Raw genomic sequence first — 15,946 nt, 5'->3', positions numbered from 1 at the left:
GCCGGCGTCGTGCCAGGCCCGGTCGAAGGCGGCCCGTCCGGCTCCTCGCCGACCTGGACGCCGGCCACGCGCCGGGGACGCTGGGCGCGGCGGTGCTCACCGACCTGGTGGGCAGCGCCGACGTCGCTCCCCGCCCCCGCGACACCGTCGACGCCACAATCCAGGCGGTCACCCGCCGGCCGCCGATCGACCTGGCCCGGCTGGCGCCACTGGTCGTCACCGCCGCGACCGACGGCGAACCGGTCGCCACCGCGCTGATCGCCGAGGCCGCCACCCGCCTCGCCGGGAGCGTCGGCCGGATCCGTCTCGCCGGGGCGACGACGCCGGTCGTGCTCGGCGGCGGGCTGCTCACCGCGGACACCCCGCTGGCCACCGCCGTCCGCGCCGAGATCGGCCGACGCTGGCCGTCCGCGCCCCTGCGCACCGCCGGTGACGGGGCCGCCGCCGCGGCCTGGCTCGCCGCCCGCGAACTGCCCGAGGTGACCGACCCGGCCGCCCTGCACGCCCGCCTCTTCCCCGCTCCCTGACCACCCATCGCGCCCCGCCGGCGCCCACCGCGCCCCTGCCACACGCCACCTCGCCGCGATGTCCGCGCGGGGCGCGATGCGGGCGCGGGGCTAGAGGGCGTCGAGGACCGTGGTGAGGCGGCGCCAGACGTGCGAGCGCCAGCCGCCGTCGAGCAGGGCGTAGGTACGCTGCTGGAGCGGGTCGTCCGGGTCGAAGCCGGAGTGTTCGAGGAACAGCCGGGTGCCGCGCCCCTCGGCGACGAGGGTCCAGGTCACCACGGTGTCCAGCGATCCGCCGCGCCAGGACCAGCACAGCAGGCGTTGCGGGTCCAGGTCGAGCACCTCGCAGTGCACGATGCCGTCGAACCCGGGGCGCGGGTCGGTGCGAAAGGTGAACCGGTGGCCGACGACCGGCACGAAGTCGGTCCGCATCAGCCAGCGCGCGATGAGATCAGGATCGGTCAGCACTCGCCAGACCTTGGCTGGCGGGTGCGGCAGGAACTGGTCCACCCGGATGGTGCCGCGCTCACTCATCGTCAAGCTCGTCCAGCACGTCGCGCAGCGCCCCGAGTCGACCGCGCCAGTACGCCTCGTACGGGCTGAGCCAGTCGGCGACCTCCTGCAGCGGCTCCGGCCGGAGCGCGTACAGCCGCTGCCGTCCGACCGGCCGCTCGACCACCAGGCCGGCCTCCTTGAGCACCTTGAGGTGCTCGGACAGGCTCGGTCGGCGCATGTCGAAGTGGTCGGCGAGCCGCTGCACCGGCTGCTGCCCGCCGTCGCGCAGCAGCCGCAGCAGCTCACGCCGGGTCGGGTTGGCCAGCGCCGCGAAGACGGCCGACTCAGACACGGGTCGCCTGGAGGACGATGCCGTTGCCGTCGGGGTCGTCGAAGGTGGCGTACCGGCCCCAGGGGGCGGACTGGATGCCCCCGTTGGCGAAGTCGACCCCCCGCTCCCGTAGCCGGGCGACGTCCGCGTCCAGGTCGTCGGTCTCCAGCACCAGGCCCTTGAGGGACCCGGGCGGCATGGTCGGGAACCAGGTGACCAGGGTGAGGGCGGTGGCGGCGCCCGGGGGCGCCACCTGCACCCAGCGCCCGCCGTCGGGGCCCATCGGGTTGTCCCGGACCAGGTCGAACCCGAGGACGTCGACGTAGAAGTCCCGGGCCCGATCCTGGTCGGTGACGGGTACGGAGAGTAGTTGCACGTGGGTCACGGTCATGCCGACCACAATAGGTAGGAGATTTCCTACCGGTCAAGCCGAGACCCTACTTGAGCTGGCCCGCGGTCAGGCCGGCCTGGACCTGCCGCTGGAAGGCCACGTAGATCGCCAGCACCGGCAGCACCGCGATACTCAACCCGGCGAAGAGCCGAGCGTAGTCCCCCGCGTAGCCCTGACTGACCGACAACGCGAACAGCCCCTGGGCGAGCATCCACTTGGACTCGTCGCCCTGCATCAGCACCTGCGGCAGCAGGAACTGGTTCCAGTGACTGAGGAAGTTGAAGATCGCCACACTGATCAGTCCCGGACGCGCCATCGGGAGCATCACCCGGAAGAAGAGCCGGAAGTGACCGCAGCCGTCGACCATGGCCGCCTCGGCCACCGAGGTCGACAGGGTCCGGAAGAACGCGGTCAGGAAGAACACCGTGAACGGCAGCGAGTAGGCCGCGTACACCAGGATCAGTCCCGTCCAGGTGCCGAAGAGACCGGCGTTGCGGACCACGAAGAACAGCGGCACCAGGGCGAGGAACACCGGGAACATGAGGCCGCCGACGAACAGGTAGTAGACGATCTGCCGGCCGCGGAACTCGTACCGGGCGAAGACGTACGCGGCGGCGGCGCCCATCAGCATGGTGAGGCTGACCGAGCCGGTCACCACCACGAGGCTGTTGAGGAAGTACCGGCCGATGTGCGCCCCGGTCCACGCGCGCGCCCAGTTGTCCCAGCTCAGCGACGCGGGCAGCCCCCACGGGTCGGCCAGGATCTCGCCGTTGGTCTTGAACGAGCTGAGGAACATCCACAGCAGCGGCAGGACGGTGAGCAGGCCCCAGAGCAGCAGGAAGCCGTGCGAGAGGGCGTTGGCGACGCCGAATTCCCGGCGGACGGGACGGTCCCGACCCGGGGTCGGCGTCGGCGCGGCGGCGGTGGGCTGGTCCAGTGTGGTCACGAGTACTCGATCCGATCGCGCCGGCCGACCCGCAGCGACAGCACCGCCACCGAGAGGGTCAGGAAGAACATCACCACGCCGATCGCCGAGGCGTAGCCGAACTTGGTCTCGCTGCCGAAGGCGGTGTCGTACATCCGTACGCCGATCACGTCGGTGGAGAAGTTCGGTCCGCCGTTGGTCATGAGCTGCACGAGGATGAACCCGTCCAGGGCGAAGATGGCCAGGTAGACCCAGGCGACCTGCACGGTGTCCCAGAGCAGCGGCAGGGTGATCCGCCGCAGCGTGGTGAACCGGGACGCGCCGTCGAGCAGCACCGCCTCGTAGATCTCCTTCGGCACGGCCGACATCGCGGCGCCGAACAGGACGACGTAGAAGCCGACGTTGCTCCACACCATCACCGCCAGCACACACCAGAAAGCGGTCGCCGGGTCGCCGAGCCAGGTCGGCGCGGGCAGGCCGACGGCGTGCAGCGCGCTGGTCAACAGCCCCTTGTTGGGGTGGTAGACCTCCTTGAACAGCAGCGCGATGATCACCACGGAGAGCACCTGCGGGAAGAAGTACACGGTGCGGTAGAACGCGCCACCGCGGACCCCGGTGACTCCGGCGCGGCCCCGGCGCCCGCCCAGGGCGAGCATGGTGGCGAAGAAGAGCCCGAACCCGATGGTCAGCACGGGCACCAGGGCCAGCAGGATCGCGTTGTTCTTCAGCGCGTTCCACACGTAGTCGTCGTGCCACAGCGCCGTGAAGTTCGCCAGCCCGACCTGGTTGGCGTCGGCCGAGTAGCCGAGCCAGTCGGTGGTGGAGATCTGGAACGCCTGCAGGTACGGCGAGACGACGAAGAAGACGTACAGCAGCACCGGCGGCACCAGGAACGTGACGATCAGCGGCCACTTGCCATGTTTCACGGTGGACCTCTCCCGGAGTGCGACCGGTGGGGGCGCGCTCGCCCCCACCGGCCGGGCTGTCAAGCCGCTCGCTTGTACTTCTTGATCGAGCTGTCCTGGGCGATCGAGTCGGCGCCCTTCTGGCACTGGTCGAGGAACTCCGCCGGGCCGATCCGGCCGCTGAAGAACTCGCCGCACGCCGCGTCGACGAGGTTGCGCTCCAGCTTGCGGTAGTAGTTGGTGTAGACCCAGTTGAAGCCGTTGGCCCCGGACGCGTCGAGTGCCTTGACCACGGTCTTGAGCCCGTACGGCAGCTCGACGCCCTCGGTGGCGCCGGCGACCACGGTGAGGCTGGCGACCTTCTTGGTGAAGTCCTGCGCGCCCTTGCGCGACAGCATGGTCCGGAAGTACTCCAGACCACCGGCGACGTTGCGGGCCTTGGCCGGCACCATGAACGGCTCGCCCGCGGTGCCCCGGATCGCCTCGAACGGCAGCTTGTCGCCGCTGCCCAGGCTGGGGGTGGGCGCGATGGTCATGTTGAACCCGGCCGGGGTGACGTCCTTCTGCTCGCTCTCCAACCAGGAACCGCAGGAGATGAAGGCGGCCTTGCCCTGGCACCAGGCGGTCTGCGACTGCTTGTGGTCCAGGCCGGGCGAGCCCTCCAGGATGAACTTGTCCTTGACGATCTGGTGCCACGCGTCGGCGGCGGTCCGCATCGAGTCGGACTTCCAGGCGTTCGGCTCCAGGTTGTCGATCGCGGTCGCCACCGACGGCCCGCCGAGCTTGATCGCGGTGGCGATCAGCGGCCAGCTCATGTAGCGCGGGTGCAGGCCCGCGTACGTCCAGGGGGCGATGCCGGCCGCCTTGATCTGCTTGCACTGCGCGATGTGGTCGTCCCAGGTCTTGGCGTACTCCCACTTGCGTTCGGTGAACAGCTTCTCGGAGTACCAGATGCCGTAGGCGGTGTAGGTGTAGTTGAGCACCAGGAACGTGCCGTCGTACGAGCCGACCTCCACCGCGCCGGGCAGCAGGGTGTCCTTGACGGTCTTGCCGGGCACGTCGAGGCTCGGCGCGGCGAGCAGCTCGCCCAGGTCGGCGATGGCGTTCTGGCTGACCAGGCCGTTGAAGTCGATCTGGCTGGCGCCGGAGTTGTTGACCACGTCGGGTGGCGTGCCGTCGACGAAGCGCGGCTGAAGGGTCTTGCTGATCTCCTGGGTGGCGGAGTGCTTGATCTTCGCCTTCGGGTACTTCTCGGTGTACATGGCCTCGTGGGCCTTGGCGTACTCCTCACCGAACCCGCCGCCGAAGATCACCACCTCGAGCGGGGCGTCCTCTTTCACGCCGAGCGGGTTCTCGGCGCTCTTGGTGCCCTGGTAGGTCTCGGCATCGCCCTTGTCACCGCCGCCTGTCGCACAACCGCTCAGCAGACCGGCGGCGGGGGTGGCCAGCAGGCCGGCGGCGGCGCTGCGCCGCAGGATGTCACGCCTGTTCATCAGATCTCCTCGGGTCGGGTCGGGCGGATCGCCGGAAGTGGGGGAAGGCGTCCGCCGCGCGAGGCACGTCGATTCTCTTCAGTTAACGCGTTGCTGCTGAAGAATTTCTACGACAGGCCGGCCCGGACTTCAAGTCCTGACTGTCGAACCGTTATCACCACCGGCCGCCGTCGGTCGCCTAGCCTGAGGTGATGCGCCGTCTGCGCGACCTCGCCGACCGCACCCCGGCCGGACGGGAGCGGTACGTCGACCTGCTCCGCGCGCTCGCTATCACCATGGTCGTTCTCGGACACTGGGGCGTCACGGTGATCGGGCGGGACGCCTCCGGCCAACCCACCGGGCACTCCGCGCTCGGCGACCTGCGCTGGGCGTACCCGCTGACCTGGGTGGCCCAGGTGATGCCCGTGTTCTTCCTGGTCGGTGGCTACGCCAACGCGGCCTCGCTGACCCGGCTGCGCGCCCGGGGTGGCAATGCCGCGGACTGGCTGCTCGACCGCAGTGCCCGACTGGTCCGCCCCACGAGCGCGCTGCTGCTCGTGCTCACCGGGGCGGCGGCGGTGGCCCGGCTGCGCGGCGTCGACCCGACCCGAATTCGCGAGGTGGTCTGGTTCGCCACCATCCCCCTGTGGTTCCTGATCGCCTACCTGGCGGTCGTCGTGCTCACCCCAGCCATGTACGCGCTGCACCGCCGTCTCGGCCTGGCCGTCCCGCTGGTGCTGGTCGCCCTGGTGGGCCTCGGGGACCTGGCCCGGCTGACCGGGTCGGTGGAGCTGAGCTACGGCAGCTACCTGTTCGGCTGGCTGGCCATACACCAGCTCGGCTTCGCCTGGTACGACACCCGCGCCACCCCGCCGACCGCCACCGAGACCACGCCCGCAGCGCCGCCGACCACCGAGACCGCGCCACCGTCAGCCGCCGCCGACGACGCCGGCGGGCCGTCGGCTCCCGACCACCCGGGGGTACGCCGGCGGCGGCTGCCCACCTCCCGGCGGGCCGGGCTGGTGTTCCTGACCAGCGGGCTGGCCGCTCTGCTGCTGCTCACCGGGCCCGGCCCGTGGCCGGTGGCGATGCTGCACGTGCCCGGCGAGCGCCTGGACAACCTCAGCCCGCCCAGCCTCGCGTTGCTGGCCGTCGCCACCGCCCAGCTCGGCCTGATCCTGCTGCTGCGCCGGCCAGCGGAACGCCTGCTGCGCCGCACCGGCCCGTGGCAGCTGGTGATCGGGGTCAACCTGGTGGTGCTGACCATCTTCCTCTGGCACCTGACCGCCGCGATCCTGCTCATCGGGCTGCTCGACACGACCGGGACGCTGCCCACTCCGGCCGCCGGTTCAGGCGCCTGGTGGGCGTGGCGAGTCCCCTGGCTGCTGCTGCTCGCGGCCGTCCTGGCGGTGCTGGTCGCGATCTTCGGCCCGGTCGAGGCGCGCAGCGCCCGGCACCGCACCGCACGGCGGGTCGGCCGGAGCACCACGGCCCGCGCGGCGCTGACCGTGGCCGGCTACATCGCCGTGGTGGTCGCGCTGCTGATCAACAGCACGACCTCGCCGCACGCCCGGGAACCCTTCGGCACACCCGTCGCGGCGCTGCTGGCGTACCTGGCCGGGGCGGGCGTCCTGCGGTTGCTCAGGTCTGGGTGGGGAACCCGAGGTTGACCCCACCGTGGCGCGGGTCCAGCCACCGGCTGGTGACCACCTTGCCCCGGGTGAAGAACCGCACCCCGTCCTCGCCGTGCGCGTGCAGGTCGCCGAAGAGCGACGACTTCCAGCCGCCGAACGAGTGGTACGCCATCGGCACCGGGATCGGCACGTTGATCCCCACCATGCCGACCTCCACCTCGTGCTGGTAGCGCCGGGCCGCGCCGCCGTCGTTGGTGAAGATCGCCGTGCCGTTGCCGTACGGGCTGGCGTTGACCAGCTCCACCGCCTCGTCGTACGAGCCGACCCGGACCACGCTCAGCACCGGCCCGAAGATCTCGTCGGTGTAGATCGACATGTCCGGGGTCACCCGGTCGAACAGGGTCGGGCCGAGCCAGAAGCCGTCCGGGTCGCCGTCGGGCGTCACGTCCCGGCCGTCGACCACCGGCACCGCGCCGGCCGCCACCCCGGCGTCCACGTAGGAGCGCACCTTCGCCGCGTGCGCGGCCGTGACCAACGGACCCATGTCGCAGCCCCGTCGGCCGTCGCCGGTGCGCAGCCCGGTCACCCGGGCGGCGATCCGCTCGACGAGCGCGTCCGCCACCGGCTCCACCGCCACCAGCACCGAGATGGCCATGCACCGCTCCCCCGCCGAGCCGAACCCGGCGTTGACCGCCGCGTCGGCGGCCAGGTCCAGGTCGGCGTCGGGGAGCACCACCATGTGGTTCTTCGCCCCACCGAGCGCCTGCACCCGCTTGCCGGCGGCCGTGCCCCGTTGGTAGACGTACCTGGCGATCGGGGTGGACCCGACGAACGACACCGCGCGCACCTCCGGGTGGTCCAGCAGCGCGTCGACGGCCTCCTTGTCGCCGTTGACCACGTTGAGCACCCCGTCCGGCAGGCCGGCCTCGGCGAACCACTCGGCCAGCAGCAGCGCCGCGCTCGGGTCCTTCTCGCTCGGCTTGAGCACCACCGCGTTGCCGCAGGCCACGGCCACCGGCACGAACCACAGCGGCACCATCACCGGGAAGTTGAACGGCGAGATCACCGCGACCACCCCGAGCGGCTGCCGGATGGTGTACGAGTCGACCTCGGTGGAGACGTTCTCGCTGAACGCGCCGCGCAGCGCCGACGGCAGGCCGCAGGCGTACTCGATGACCTCCAGGCCACGCTGCACCTCGCCGGCGGCGTCGGCGAGCACCTTGCCGTGCTCGGCGGTGATCACCTCGGCGAGCCGGTCCCGCCGCGCGTGCACCAGCTCGCGGAACGCGAACAGCACGGTCGACCGCTTCGCCAGCGACGCGTCGCGCCAGTCGCGGGCCGCGCGGGCGGCGGACCGCACCGCGACGTCGACGTCCGCGGTCGAGGCCAGCTCCACCTCGGCGGTACGCCGACCCGTCGCCGGGTCGAACACGTCACCGCGTCGCTCGGACGTGCCGCCGACCCGCTTGCCGTCGACGAAGTGGCCGATGCTCATGCCGCCACCTCCGCCGACGAACGGATCGCGTCGACCAGGATCGCCAGGCCCTCGCGGGCCTCCTCCTCGGTCAGCGTCAACGGCGGACCCATCCGCAGCACGTTGCCGTAGAGCCCGCCCTTGCCGGCCAGCAGACCGCCGTCGCGGCACGCCTCGAAGACCCGGTTGGTCAGCACCGGATCCGGCTCGCTGCCGCCCGGCCGGACGAACTCGACGCCGAGCATCAGCCCCTTTCCGCGTACCTCGGCGACGCAGTCGAGACCGCCCACGGCGGACCGCAGGCCGTCGGCGAGGATCGCGCCGACGCGGGCCGCGTTGGCCTGGAGGTCGTGCGCGAGGAGGTAGTCGAGCACCGCGTTGCCGGCCGCAGTCGAGATCGGGTTGCCGCCGAAGGTCGAGAAGCTGATCCCCGGCACCGCCTGGAGCACCTCGGCCCGGCCGACCACCCCGGCGAGAGCGAACCCGTTGCCGACACCCTTGGCGAAGGTGAGCAGGTCCGGGGTGACGCCGTGCGCCTGGTAACCCCAGAAGTGCTCCCCGGTACGCCCCCAGCCGGTCTGCACCTCGTCGGCGATGAACAGGATGCCGTGCTCGTCGAGGACCTTCTTCCAGCCGGCGAAGAGCCCGTCCGGCGGGTGCACGAAACCGCCCACGCCCTGGATCGGCTCGGCGATCAGCGCGGCCACGTCACCGGCGGTCTGGGTGGCCAGCACCTCGCGCAGGTCCTCCACCGCCGCGTCGACCTGCTCCTCGGCGCTGAGCCGGGCCAGCAGACCGCGCACCCGGTCACCCGAGTGCAGCCAGGCCACCTGGAGCGGGTTGAGGCCGCTGGCCGACCAGTTGCGGTTGCCGGTGACACCCATCGCCGCGTACGACCGGCCGTGGTAGCTGTTGCGCACCGCCAGGACCTGGTGCGAGCGGCGGTAGTTGGTGGCGACCAGCAGCGCCGCCTCGTTCGCCTCGGTGCCGGAGTTGGTGAAGAACACCCGGGCGTCCGGAATGCCGGAGCGCTGGGCGATCTTCTCGGCCAGCTCCACCTGCTGGCGGATCAGGTAGAGCGTCGAGGTGTGCACGATGCCGGTGGCGAGCTGCCGCTCGACCGCCTCACGGATCTCCGGGATGTCGTACCCGATCATGTTGGTCAGCACGCCGCCGAAGAAGTCCAGGTAGGTGCGGCCCTGCGCGTCGGTGACCCGGCGGCCCGAGCCGGAGACCAGCTCGATCGGCTCGTCGTAGTAGAGGGGCATCCAGGACGGGAGCACGGCCCGGTGGCGGGCCAGCAGGTCGTCGGTCATGGTGGCAACCCTTCAGCGGCGTTCGTGGATACCGCACGCTCCCACCGCCGGCCCGCGCGGACAACTGTCAGGGTGTAGCGCAAGGCCGTTCCGGCCTGACAGCACGTCAACGGTTTCCGAGACAATGCCGCCTCTTCACCGCTGTTTCGCGCGGCGTCAGCGGCCTACCGCCACTCGATCCGCAGCCTCGCCGGGCCCCGTTACCCTGGGTCCGTCCACTGTCGCCGGGGAGGCACGCGGCGACGAGTGGGCCGACGCCCTCCTGCCCCGCTACGGCCGCCTGACGCACCTCATCGCCTGCGAACGGGTCGGGCCCGGGATGGACGGTCGACCCCGCAACATGCGCGGCGAGGACATCGGCGCGCACACGGCCCCCCTGGACCGGCTCTACCGCGCCGGTTCGGCGTTTCGGATCGGCATCGGCGACGGCGGCAACGAACTGGGGATGGGCCTCCTGCCGGCGGAACTCGTCGGCCGGGTGGTCGCCTCGGGCGAGCGGATCCGGTGCGTGGTCGGCGCGGACGCGCTGCTCGTCGGCGGCACCTCCAACTGGGCCGCCGCAGCCCTCGTCGGCGCGCTGTCGCTGCTGCGCCCCGAGGTGCCCGAGCTTCGTACGCTGCTGGAGCCCGCGTGGTCGTCCGACCTGCTGACCGCGATCGTCTCGGCGGGCGCGGTGGACGGGGTACGCCGCCGCCCCACGCGCAGCGTCGACGGCCTCGACTGGCCCGCGTACGCCGAACCGCTCGCCCAGATCGCGGACCTGGTCAGGAGCGCCCGCTAGGCGGGCTCACCGCACGGTGGCTGGCTGGCTCGGCCGCCGGCCGCAGCGGTCTCGACACGCGTCTCGGTGGACTGGCCCGGGCGTCTCCGTGGCGGCGCAGCGGCAGGTGCAGGGCGGTGGCGACCACCGCGAAGGCCGCCCAGCCGCTGCCCAGCGCGACGGCCGACGAGACGTCCTGCAGGTAGTGGTACGCGGTGAGGAAACCGACCAGCGCGAGGCTGTTGCGCGCGAAGTGCCCGCTGAACTCGACCAACTGACGGCGAGCCTCGACGGCGACCAGCACCCCCGAGTACGGGAATGTCACCACCATGCCGCGCAACACCGCGCCGAGCACCGCGGTGAGGATCGCCCCGACGAAGATGACCAGCAACTTGAGCAGCGCCGGCAGACCGTCCGGGCGACCTTCGGCCGGCGTCTCCGCGCGGGAGTCCGCGTCGCCGGCAGCGGCCGGTCCGGCAGCGGCAGCGTCCGCTTCGCCGGCAGCGGCGGCGTCCGCTCCGCCGGCAGCGGTTGCGGGGGCGACCCGCGTACGGGCTCGACGGCGCAGCAGGAGCATGGCCGCCAGCCAGAGCACGAGCGTGGCGCCGAGGGCCTCCTCGAACGGGATGTCGACGGCCAACAGACCTGCGCTCAGCGCCACGTAGACAGCGATCCCCGCGCCGTCGGCGAGCAGGATGGGCCAGCGCAGCCGCTGATGGGTGACCGCCACGGTGACGAAGAAGAGGTTGAGCCCGAGCACGCCGAGCACCTGCGCACCGCCCACCTCGTACGGCGTGCTGACCAGGGCGAGCGTCATCGGCAACGGAAGGCTGTAGACCAGCGCCCGGAGCCGGACCGAGCGGATCACGCTGACCGCCCAGACCACGGCCGTCACCAGCAGGACCGCACTCAGCGTCATGGCTTCCCCGTCTCGGCCGTCAGTCCTGGAAGGTCGCGGCGTTCACGCAGACGTCGAACACGCGGGTGAGGCGCTCGACGTCCGTCCGGTTCACCGAGAACTGGTTCTCGCCGATCTCGCCGTGCGCGGTCATCCGGGCCTCCCAGCAGCTCGACCCGTCCCAGACTGTCAGATTGACGAGGAGCTGTGGACTGACCACACCGAAGGGCAGCAGACCCACCCGCGCCCCGGCCGCGCGCTGCCGCTGCACGAGCGCGGACAGCTCGTCGGTCAGCGTGGCGTAGACGAAGACCCGGGTGATCCGGACGCCCCGTTGCAGGGCCGCGACGTTCGCCTCCCAGTACCGTCGGCCGATCTCGCTGCGCCACCAGCTCAGCTCCCCGCTCACCCGGGGCATCACGTTCGTCAGCGCGTCGAGCCGGTGCACGCAGCCGCGGGTCGCACCGACCAGGTCCTCGTCCTCGTCGCCGCGGCGGATGATCCGCCCCTGCGCGAGCTGCTCGGCCTCCAGCCGGAACTGCTCGTAGCGCCGCTGCGCCTCGGCCGCGACCCGCGTGCCCGCGTGCTGCTCGGCCGCCTCCCGCATGGCCGCGGCCAGCTCAGTGGTGGTGTGGACGAGCCACGGCGGACCGTCCAGCAACGTCCGCAGGTGAAACCGGCGCTCCGCGCGGGCCAGCGAGTCCACCAGCAGCGAGATGGTGATGCCCATCAGGCCGGCCAGCAGCGACTCCACCCCGGAGGCGGCGTTGGTGAGGTCGAGCATGACGCTGAGGGTGATCGACAACGTGATGCCGACCAACGCCACCGGGTCGGTGTGCGCCACCAGACGCGCGAAGCCGTCGGAGGCGCCGCCGCGCTCCCGGGGCCGCCGACGGGCCACGTCACGGACCATCGAACTCCCCCAATCCGCCGGTGCCGCCAGGGTAGACGCCAGCCACAACCCGCCGGCCCCGCCGGACCGGAGCGGTAGCATCCGGCACGTGCAGAGCGCGGATGCGGCCCCGTCGACCGACACGGTCGCCGAGCAGATCACGGCGGACGTCCGGGCCTGGGCCGACTCCACTGCGCTCCGCGGCCTGGTCCGGCACTTCGGCGGCGACTGGCCGACCGGCGACCTCGCCGACGTGCTGCGGTTCCTCGACGACTTCTCCGCCCGGCACTGGGACTTCCGGCAGGGGCGCGAACGCCCGGACGCGCGGGAGCCGACCCTTGACGCGCTCACGTCCAGGCTGGTCCTCGACGCGGCCGCCGCGCTCGGCATGGCGCGTACGGTGCCGCCGGCCCGCCCGGCGTACGCCCACCTGGTCGTGCTGGGCGGCCTGGCGCACGCCTGCGTGCGTCGCGTCGCGTACGCCGCGCACCTGCTGCGCGCCGGCCTGCGGGTGACCGGCGAGGTCGCCGTGCTGGGCAGCTTCCGACCACTGTCCGAGTGGGAACGCGCCACCCTCGCCGACGCGGGCCTGCCCCCGGACGAGACCGAGGTGGACGTGCTGGACACGGCGGTCCGGCAGGTGTTCGGGGTGACCGCCCCGACCGAGCAGGACGGCGTCGACGCCGGCCACCCCCACCACTCCTGGTCGTCGCGGACCTACCGGCCGACGGGCCTGCCACCGGTACGGGTGCTGGCCGCGCCGTCCAGTGAACCCGACCGGCGACGCGCCCACACCGCCGACACCCAGCGGTTCTGGGCCGGACACGTCCGGCTCGCCCCGGGTGACGAGGCGCTGATGGTCACCGCGCCGATCTACGTGCCGTTCCAGCACTGCGACGCGCTACGCACCCTGGCCGTGCCGTACGGCTGCGCCATCGAGACCGTCGGGGTGGACCCGACGCTGGCCGACCTGGCGGTGCTGCCCGAGCAGACCCTCACCCCCGGGCGGTACCTGCAGGAGATCCGCTCGGCCATCCGCTCGTTGCGCGCCCTGCACCACCAGGTCGCCCGGCGGTGACCCGACGATCCGCCAGGCCCTACGCCCCGGCGGTGTCGGCGACGGCCTGGGCGAAGACCTCGGAGCGGTGCTCGAAGTTGCGGAACCGGCCGTAGCTCGGGGCGGCCGGGGACAGCAGCACCACCCCGCCGGCCGGGGTCACCTCCCGGGACAGCCGGACCGCTTCCACCAGGTCGTCGACCAGCTCCGTCCGCACCTTGGGCAGGCCGTCGAGCGCCGCGACGATGCGGGCGCCGCTGTCCGGGATGCCGATCACGGTCAGTTCCCGCTCGGCGAGGTGCTCGGCCAGCGGCGTGTAGTCCAGCCCTCGGTCGGTGCCGCCGACGATCACCGTCAACGGTCGCCCGTCGTACGCGTCGATGGCGTGCATGGCCGCGTACGGGCTGGTGGCCAGGGTGTCGTCGACGAAGGTCAGGCCGGACGGGTCGGTGATCTCGGTGAGCCGGTGGGCCAGCCCCTGGAACTCGGCCACCGCGACGGCCAGGTGGTCCTTGGCGGCCACCACGTCGATGCCGAGCGCGTCGAGCACGGCGAGGGCGACGCACAGGTTGCCCTCGTTGTGCCGGCCCACCAGCGGCAGCACGGCGCGGGGGAAGAGCGGCTGGTCGCTGAGGTGGAACCAGGGGGTGCCGTCCGCGCCGGTGGCGACGTTGGTGGTGTCGGGGCGGCCGGCCCGCACCGCCGGCAGCTCCCCCAGCTCGGCGGCGAGCCGTGGGTCGGCGCCGTTGACCACGATCGTCTGCGGATCGTGGGCGAGCAGGTTGAGCTTGTCGCGGTAGTACTCCCGCTCCCCGCCGTGCGCGTCCAGGTGCTCGGGGAACAGCGCGGTGACCACGGCCACCCGGGGCGAGTCGGTGAGGTCGCTGCACTGGTAGCTCGACAGCTCCAGCACGTACAGCTCCGCGTCGGGCAGGTCGAGGGTCGGCACCCCGATGTTGCCGCCGAAGACGTTCGGGCGGCCCATCGCGGTGAGCAGGTGGCTGATCAGGCTGGAGGTGGTGCTCTTGCCCTTGCTGCCGGTCACCCCGACGGTGCGCGCGGCGTGGTCGGCCATCCACAGGGCGGTGCCCTGGGTGACCGGCACGCCGCGTCGGCGCAGCTCGACCAGCCAGGGATGGGTCTGCGGCACGCCGGGCGAGCGGACCACCACGTCGGCGGCGGCCAGCCGGGCGAAGCCCGCCTCGCCGGTGACCAGCGGGGCCGCCTCGGCCAGCGGCCCGTCCCAGGGCAGTGACAGGAAGTTGGCGCTGTCGTCGACGGCGACCAGCTCGGCGGGGCCGTGCGCGGCGATCGCGGTCACAGCTGCCCGGCCCTCCCGGCCGGTCCCCCAGACGGCGACGGTACGTCCGCGCAGGTCAGACAGGCGCACTGGGCTCTCCTCGGGGTCACGGCGGCGGCAGGGCGGGGGCCGGTCCGGACACGGCCGGACGAACCAGGGCCTAGTATGGCGTGTGCCCAACGAGCAGCTCCGGCGGATGGACGCCTTCACCTTCCCGTCCTACTCGATCGACTTCGCCACCGGCGAGGTGTTGTTCGACTACGCGCTGACCGGCCCGGCCGGTGAGCAACGGTTCACCGAGGTGATCACCCTTCCGTTGCCGGCGCAGCCGCCGTCGGACGAGACCGTGGCCACCCTCGGCCGGGTGCTGGAGGTGCTGCACCTCGTCGCCGGTGTGAGCTACTACAAGGTCGCCGCGCCGCCCCGCCTGGTGCTGCCGGCGCCGCTGGGCGCGGCCACCGTCGACTACGTCACGGCCGTCTACACCAAGGGCCTCGCGGAGTACGCGTACCGCAACCAGTTGCCGCACGTGCTCGAGTTGCGCCCGCAGGTGCCGGCCGGCTCACCGGAGTCGCCGCGCGTCTACGACAACTCCGATCGTCGCCCCCTCTCCGCCGTCGGCGGCGGCAAGGACTCGATCGTGAGCTTGGAGGCGCTGCGCCGCGCCGAACTGGACCCGGTGCCGTTCTCGGTCAACCCGAACCACGTGATCGTCTCGGTCAACGAGGCGTCCGGGCTGACCCCGCTCGCGGCCCGACGGCGCATCGACCCGGTGCTGTTCGACCTGAACGCGGCGGGCGCGCTGAACGGGCACATCCCGGTCACCGCCATCAACTCGCTGATCGCGGTGGCGACGGCGGTGCTGCACGGGCTCGGCCCGGTGGTGATGTCCAACGAGCGCTCGGCGTCCGACCCGAACCTGGTCTGGAACGGCCACGAGATCAACCACCAGTGGTCCAAGGGCGTCGAGGCCGAAGGGCTGCTGCGGGGGGCGCTGGCCGAGCACGCCGGCCTGACCGAACCGTACTTCTCGCTGCTGCGTTCGCTGTCCGAGCTGCACATCGCCCGACTGTTTGCCGAGTTCACCCGGTACGACGACGTGGTGACGAGCTGCAACCAGGCGTTCAAGCTACGCGACGCGTCCGAGCGCTGGTGCCGGGACTGCCCGAAGTGCCGGTTCGTCTTCCTCGCGATGGCGCCGTTCATGCCCCGCGAGCGGGTCACCCACATCTTCGGCGGCGACCTGCTGGCCGACCCGGAGCAGATCCCCGGCTACCGGGAGCTGCTGGGCGTGGACGGGCACAAGCCGTTCGAGTGCGTGGGCGAGGTCGAGGAGTCGGTGGTGGCTCTCGGCCTGCTCGCCGAACAGGACCAGTGGCGCGACGCCCCAGTGATCAAGGCCCTGGTCGAAGCCGTACCGGAAACGGCCTGGTCCGCGGTGGCGACGTCGGACGTCTTCACCCCCGGCGGCCCCAACCACATCCCCCCAACCTACGCAAAAGCCCTAACCTCCCTGTCCTAACCCCCTCCCCTTGCCCCCGTTGATCATGAAGTTATTGCCACTCTCATCGGCGTGTCTTGGCAATAACT

15 protein-coding genes and 1 pseudogene are annotated in these 15,946 nt (G+C 72.0%); 5 read left to right on the top strand and 11 right to left on the bottom strand.

All coding sequences use genetic code 11. From position 1 onward, the window contains the following. Window positions 1–527 (top strand): annotated as a pseudogene (locus AB0J68_RS11460) (ATPase); the annotation flags it as partial. Between the two features lie 90 nt (window positions 528–617). Here AB0J68_RS11460 and AB0J68_RS11455 read toward each other — a convergent pair. Genes AB0J68_RS11455 through ngcE form a run of 6 tightly spaced genes read right to left on the bottom strand, consistent with a single transcriptional unit; the run spans window position 618 to window position 5,046 of the window. Further along, window positions 618–1,040: an SRPBCC domain-containing protein gene (locus tag AB0J68_RS11455; RefSeq protein WP_354858394.1), complete on the bottom strand. Its 423-nt coding sequence runs from the start codon at window positions 1,038–1,040 to the stop codon at window positions 618–620. Then, entirely contained in the window at window positions 1,033–1,353 is a 321-nt protein-coding gene (locus tag AB0J68_RS11450; RefSeq protein ID WP_355139394.1) for a metalloregulator ArsR/SmtB family transcription factor, read from the bottom strand. The genes AB0J68_RS11455 and AB0J68_RS11450 overlap by 8 nt, the downstream gene beginning before the upstream one ends. After that, window positions 1,346–1,723: a glyoxalase superfamily protein gene (locus AB0J68_RS11445; RefSeq protein WP_354858399.1), complete on the bottom strand. Its 378-nt coding sequence runs from the start codon at window positions 1,721–1,723 to the stop codon at window positions 1,346–1,348. The genes AB0J68_RS11450 and AB0J68_RS11445 overlap by 8 nt, the downstream gene beginning before the upstream one ends. Before the next feature lie 46 nt (window positions 1,724–1,769). Then, a complete protein-coding gene (locus tag AB0J68_RS11440) occupies window positions 1,770–2,669 on the bottom strand; it encodes a carbohydrate ABC transporter permease (RefSeq protein ID WP_354858401.1) in 900 nt (299 codons plus the stop codon). After that, window positions 2,666–3,574 carry a sugar ABC transporter permease gene (locus tag AB0J68_RS11435; protein ID WP_355067158.1) on the bottom strand — a complete coding sequence of 303 codons (909 nt, stop codon included), beginning with the start codon at window positions 3,572–3,574 and terminating at the stop codon, window positions 2,666–2,668. Before AB0J68_RS11435 ends, AB0J68_RS11440 begins: the two co-directional genes overlap by 4 nt. A 59-nt stretch (window positions 3,575–3,633) precedes the next feature. Beyond that, window positions 3,634–5,046, bottom strand: coding sequence for an N-acetylglucosamine/diacetylchitobiose ABC transporter substrate-binding protein (ngcE, locus tag AB0J68_RS11430; protein WP_363937955.1), 1,413 nt, complete (start codon window positions 5,044–5,046; stop codon window positions 3,634–3,636). A gap of 191 nt (window positions 5,047–5,237) precedes the next feature. Between ngcE and AB0J68_RS11425 the strand changes: the two genes are divergently transcribed. Then, a complete protein-coding gene (locus AB0J68_RS11425) occupies window positions 5,238–6,695 on the top strand; it encodes an acyltransferase (protein ID WP_355139392.1) in 1,458 nt (485 codons plus the stop codon). Here the strand turns inward: AB0J68_RS11425 and AB0J68_RS11420 are convergent. Next, window positions 6,667–8,154, bottom strand: a complete 1,488-nt coding sequence (locus AB0J68_RS11420) for a CoA-acylating methylmalonate-semialdehyde dehydrogenase (RefSeq protein WP_363937953.1) — start codon at window positions 8,152–8,154, stop codon at window positions 6,667–6,669. The two genes, AB0J68_RS11425 and AB0J68_RS11420, sit on opposite strands and share 29 nt — an antisense overlap. Next, the gene (locus AB0J68_RS11415; protein ID WP_363937951.1) at window positions 8,151–9,449 is read right to left on the bottom strand and encodes an aspartate aminotransferase family protein; all 1,299 of its coding nucleotides are present in this window, start codon (window positions 9,447–9,449) and stop codon (window positions 8,151–8,153) included. The genes AB0J68_RS11420 and AB0J68_RS11415 overlap by 4 nt, the downstream gene beginning before the upstream one ends. Here AB0J68_RS11415 and AB0J68_RS11410 point away from each other — a divergent pair. Beyond that, window positions 9,448–10,230, top strand: coding sequence for a glutamate cyclase domain-containing protein (locus AB0J68_RS11410; RefSeq protein WP_363937948.1), 783 nt, complete (start codon window positions 9,448–9,450; stop codon window positions 10,228–10,230). The genes AB0J68_RS11415 and AB0J68_RS11410 overlap by 2 nt on opposite strands. Here the strand turns inward: AB0J68_RS11410 and AB0J68_RS11405 are convergent. Together AB0J68_RS11405 and AB0J68_RS11400 are read right to left on the bottom strand one after the other, a co-directional pair. Continuing rightward, window positions 10,214–11,128: a hypothetical protein gene (locus AB0J68_RS11405; protein ID WP_363937947.1), complete on the bottom strand. Its 915-nt coding sequence runs from the start codon at window positions 11,126–11,128 to the stop codon at window positions 10,214–10,216. The genes AB0J68_RS11410 and AB0J68_RS11405 overlap by 17 nt on opposite strands. Window positions 11,129–11,147: 19 nt before the next feature. Continuing rightward, the gene (locus AB0J68_RS11400; protein WP_355067152.1) at window positions 11,148–12,020 is read right to left on the bottom strand and encodes a hypothetical protein; all 873 of its coding nucleotides are present in this window, start codon (window positions 12,018–12,020) and stop codon (window positions 11,148–11,150) included. Window positions 12,021–12,108: 88 nt separating this feature from the next. Between AB0J68_RS11400 and AB0J68_RS11395 the strand changes: the two genes are divergently transcribed. Continuing rightward, window positions 12,109–13,077 (top strand): hypothetical protein, encoded by a 969-nt coding sequence (locus tag AB0J68_RS11395; RefSeq protein ID WP_363937945.1) that lies wholly within the window; start codon window positions 12,109–12,111, stop codon window positions 13,075–13,077. Between the two features lie 19 nt (window positions 13,078–13,096). Here AB0J68_RS11395 and murD read toward each other — a convergent pair whose 3' ends face one another. After that, window positions 13,097–14,446 (bottom strand): UDP-N-acetylmuramoyl-L-alanine--D-glutamate ligase, encoded by a 1,350-nt coding sequence (gene murD, locus AB0J68_RS11390; RefSeq protein ID WP_354858425.1) that lies wholly within the window; start codon window positions 14,444–14,446, stop codon window positions 13,097–13,099. An 82-nt stretch (window positions 14,447–14,528) separates the two neighbouring features. Here murD and AB0J68_RS11385 point away from each other — a divergent pair, with 82 nt between their 5' ends. Then, window positions 14,529–15,878 (top strand): hypothetical protein, encoded by a 1,350-nt coding sequence (locus AB0J68_RS11385; RefSeq protein ID WP_363937942.1) that lies wholly within the window; start codon window positions 14,529–14,531, stop codon window positions 15,876–15,878. The last annotated feature ends 68 nt before the right edge of the window (window positions 15,879–15,946 follow it).

Source organism: Micromonospora sp. NPDC049580 (genome assembly GCF_040675595.1).
GTDB lineage: Bacteria > Actinomycetota > Actinomycetes > Mycobacteriales > Micromonosporaceae > Micromonospora.
This window is presented reverse-complemented; position numbering and strand designations above follow the sequence as displayed.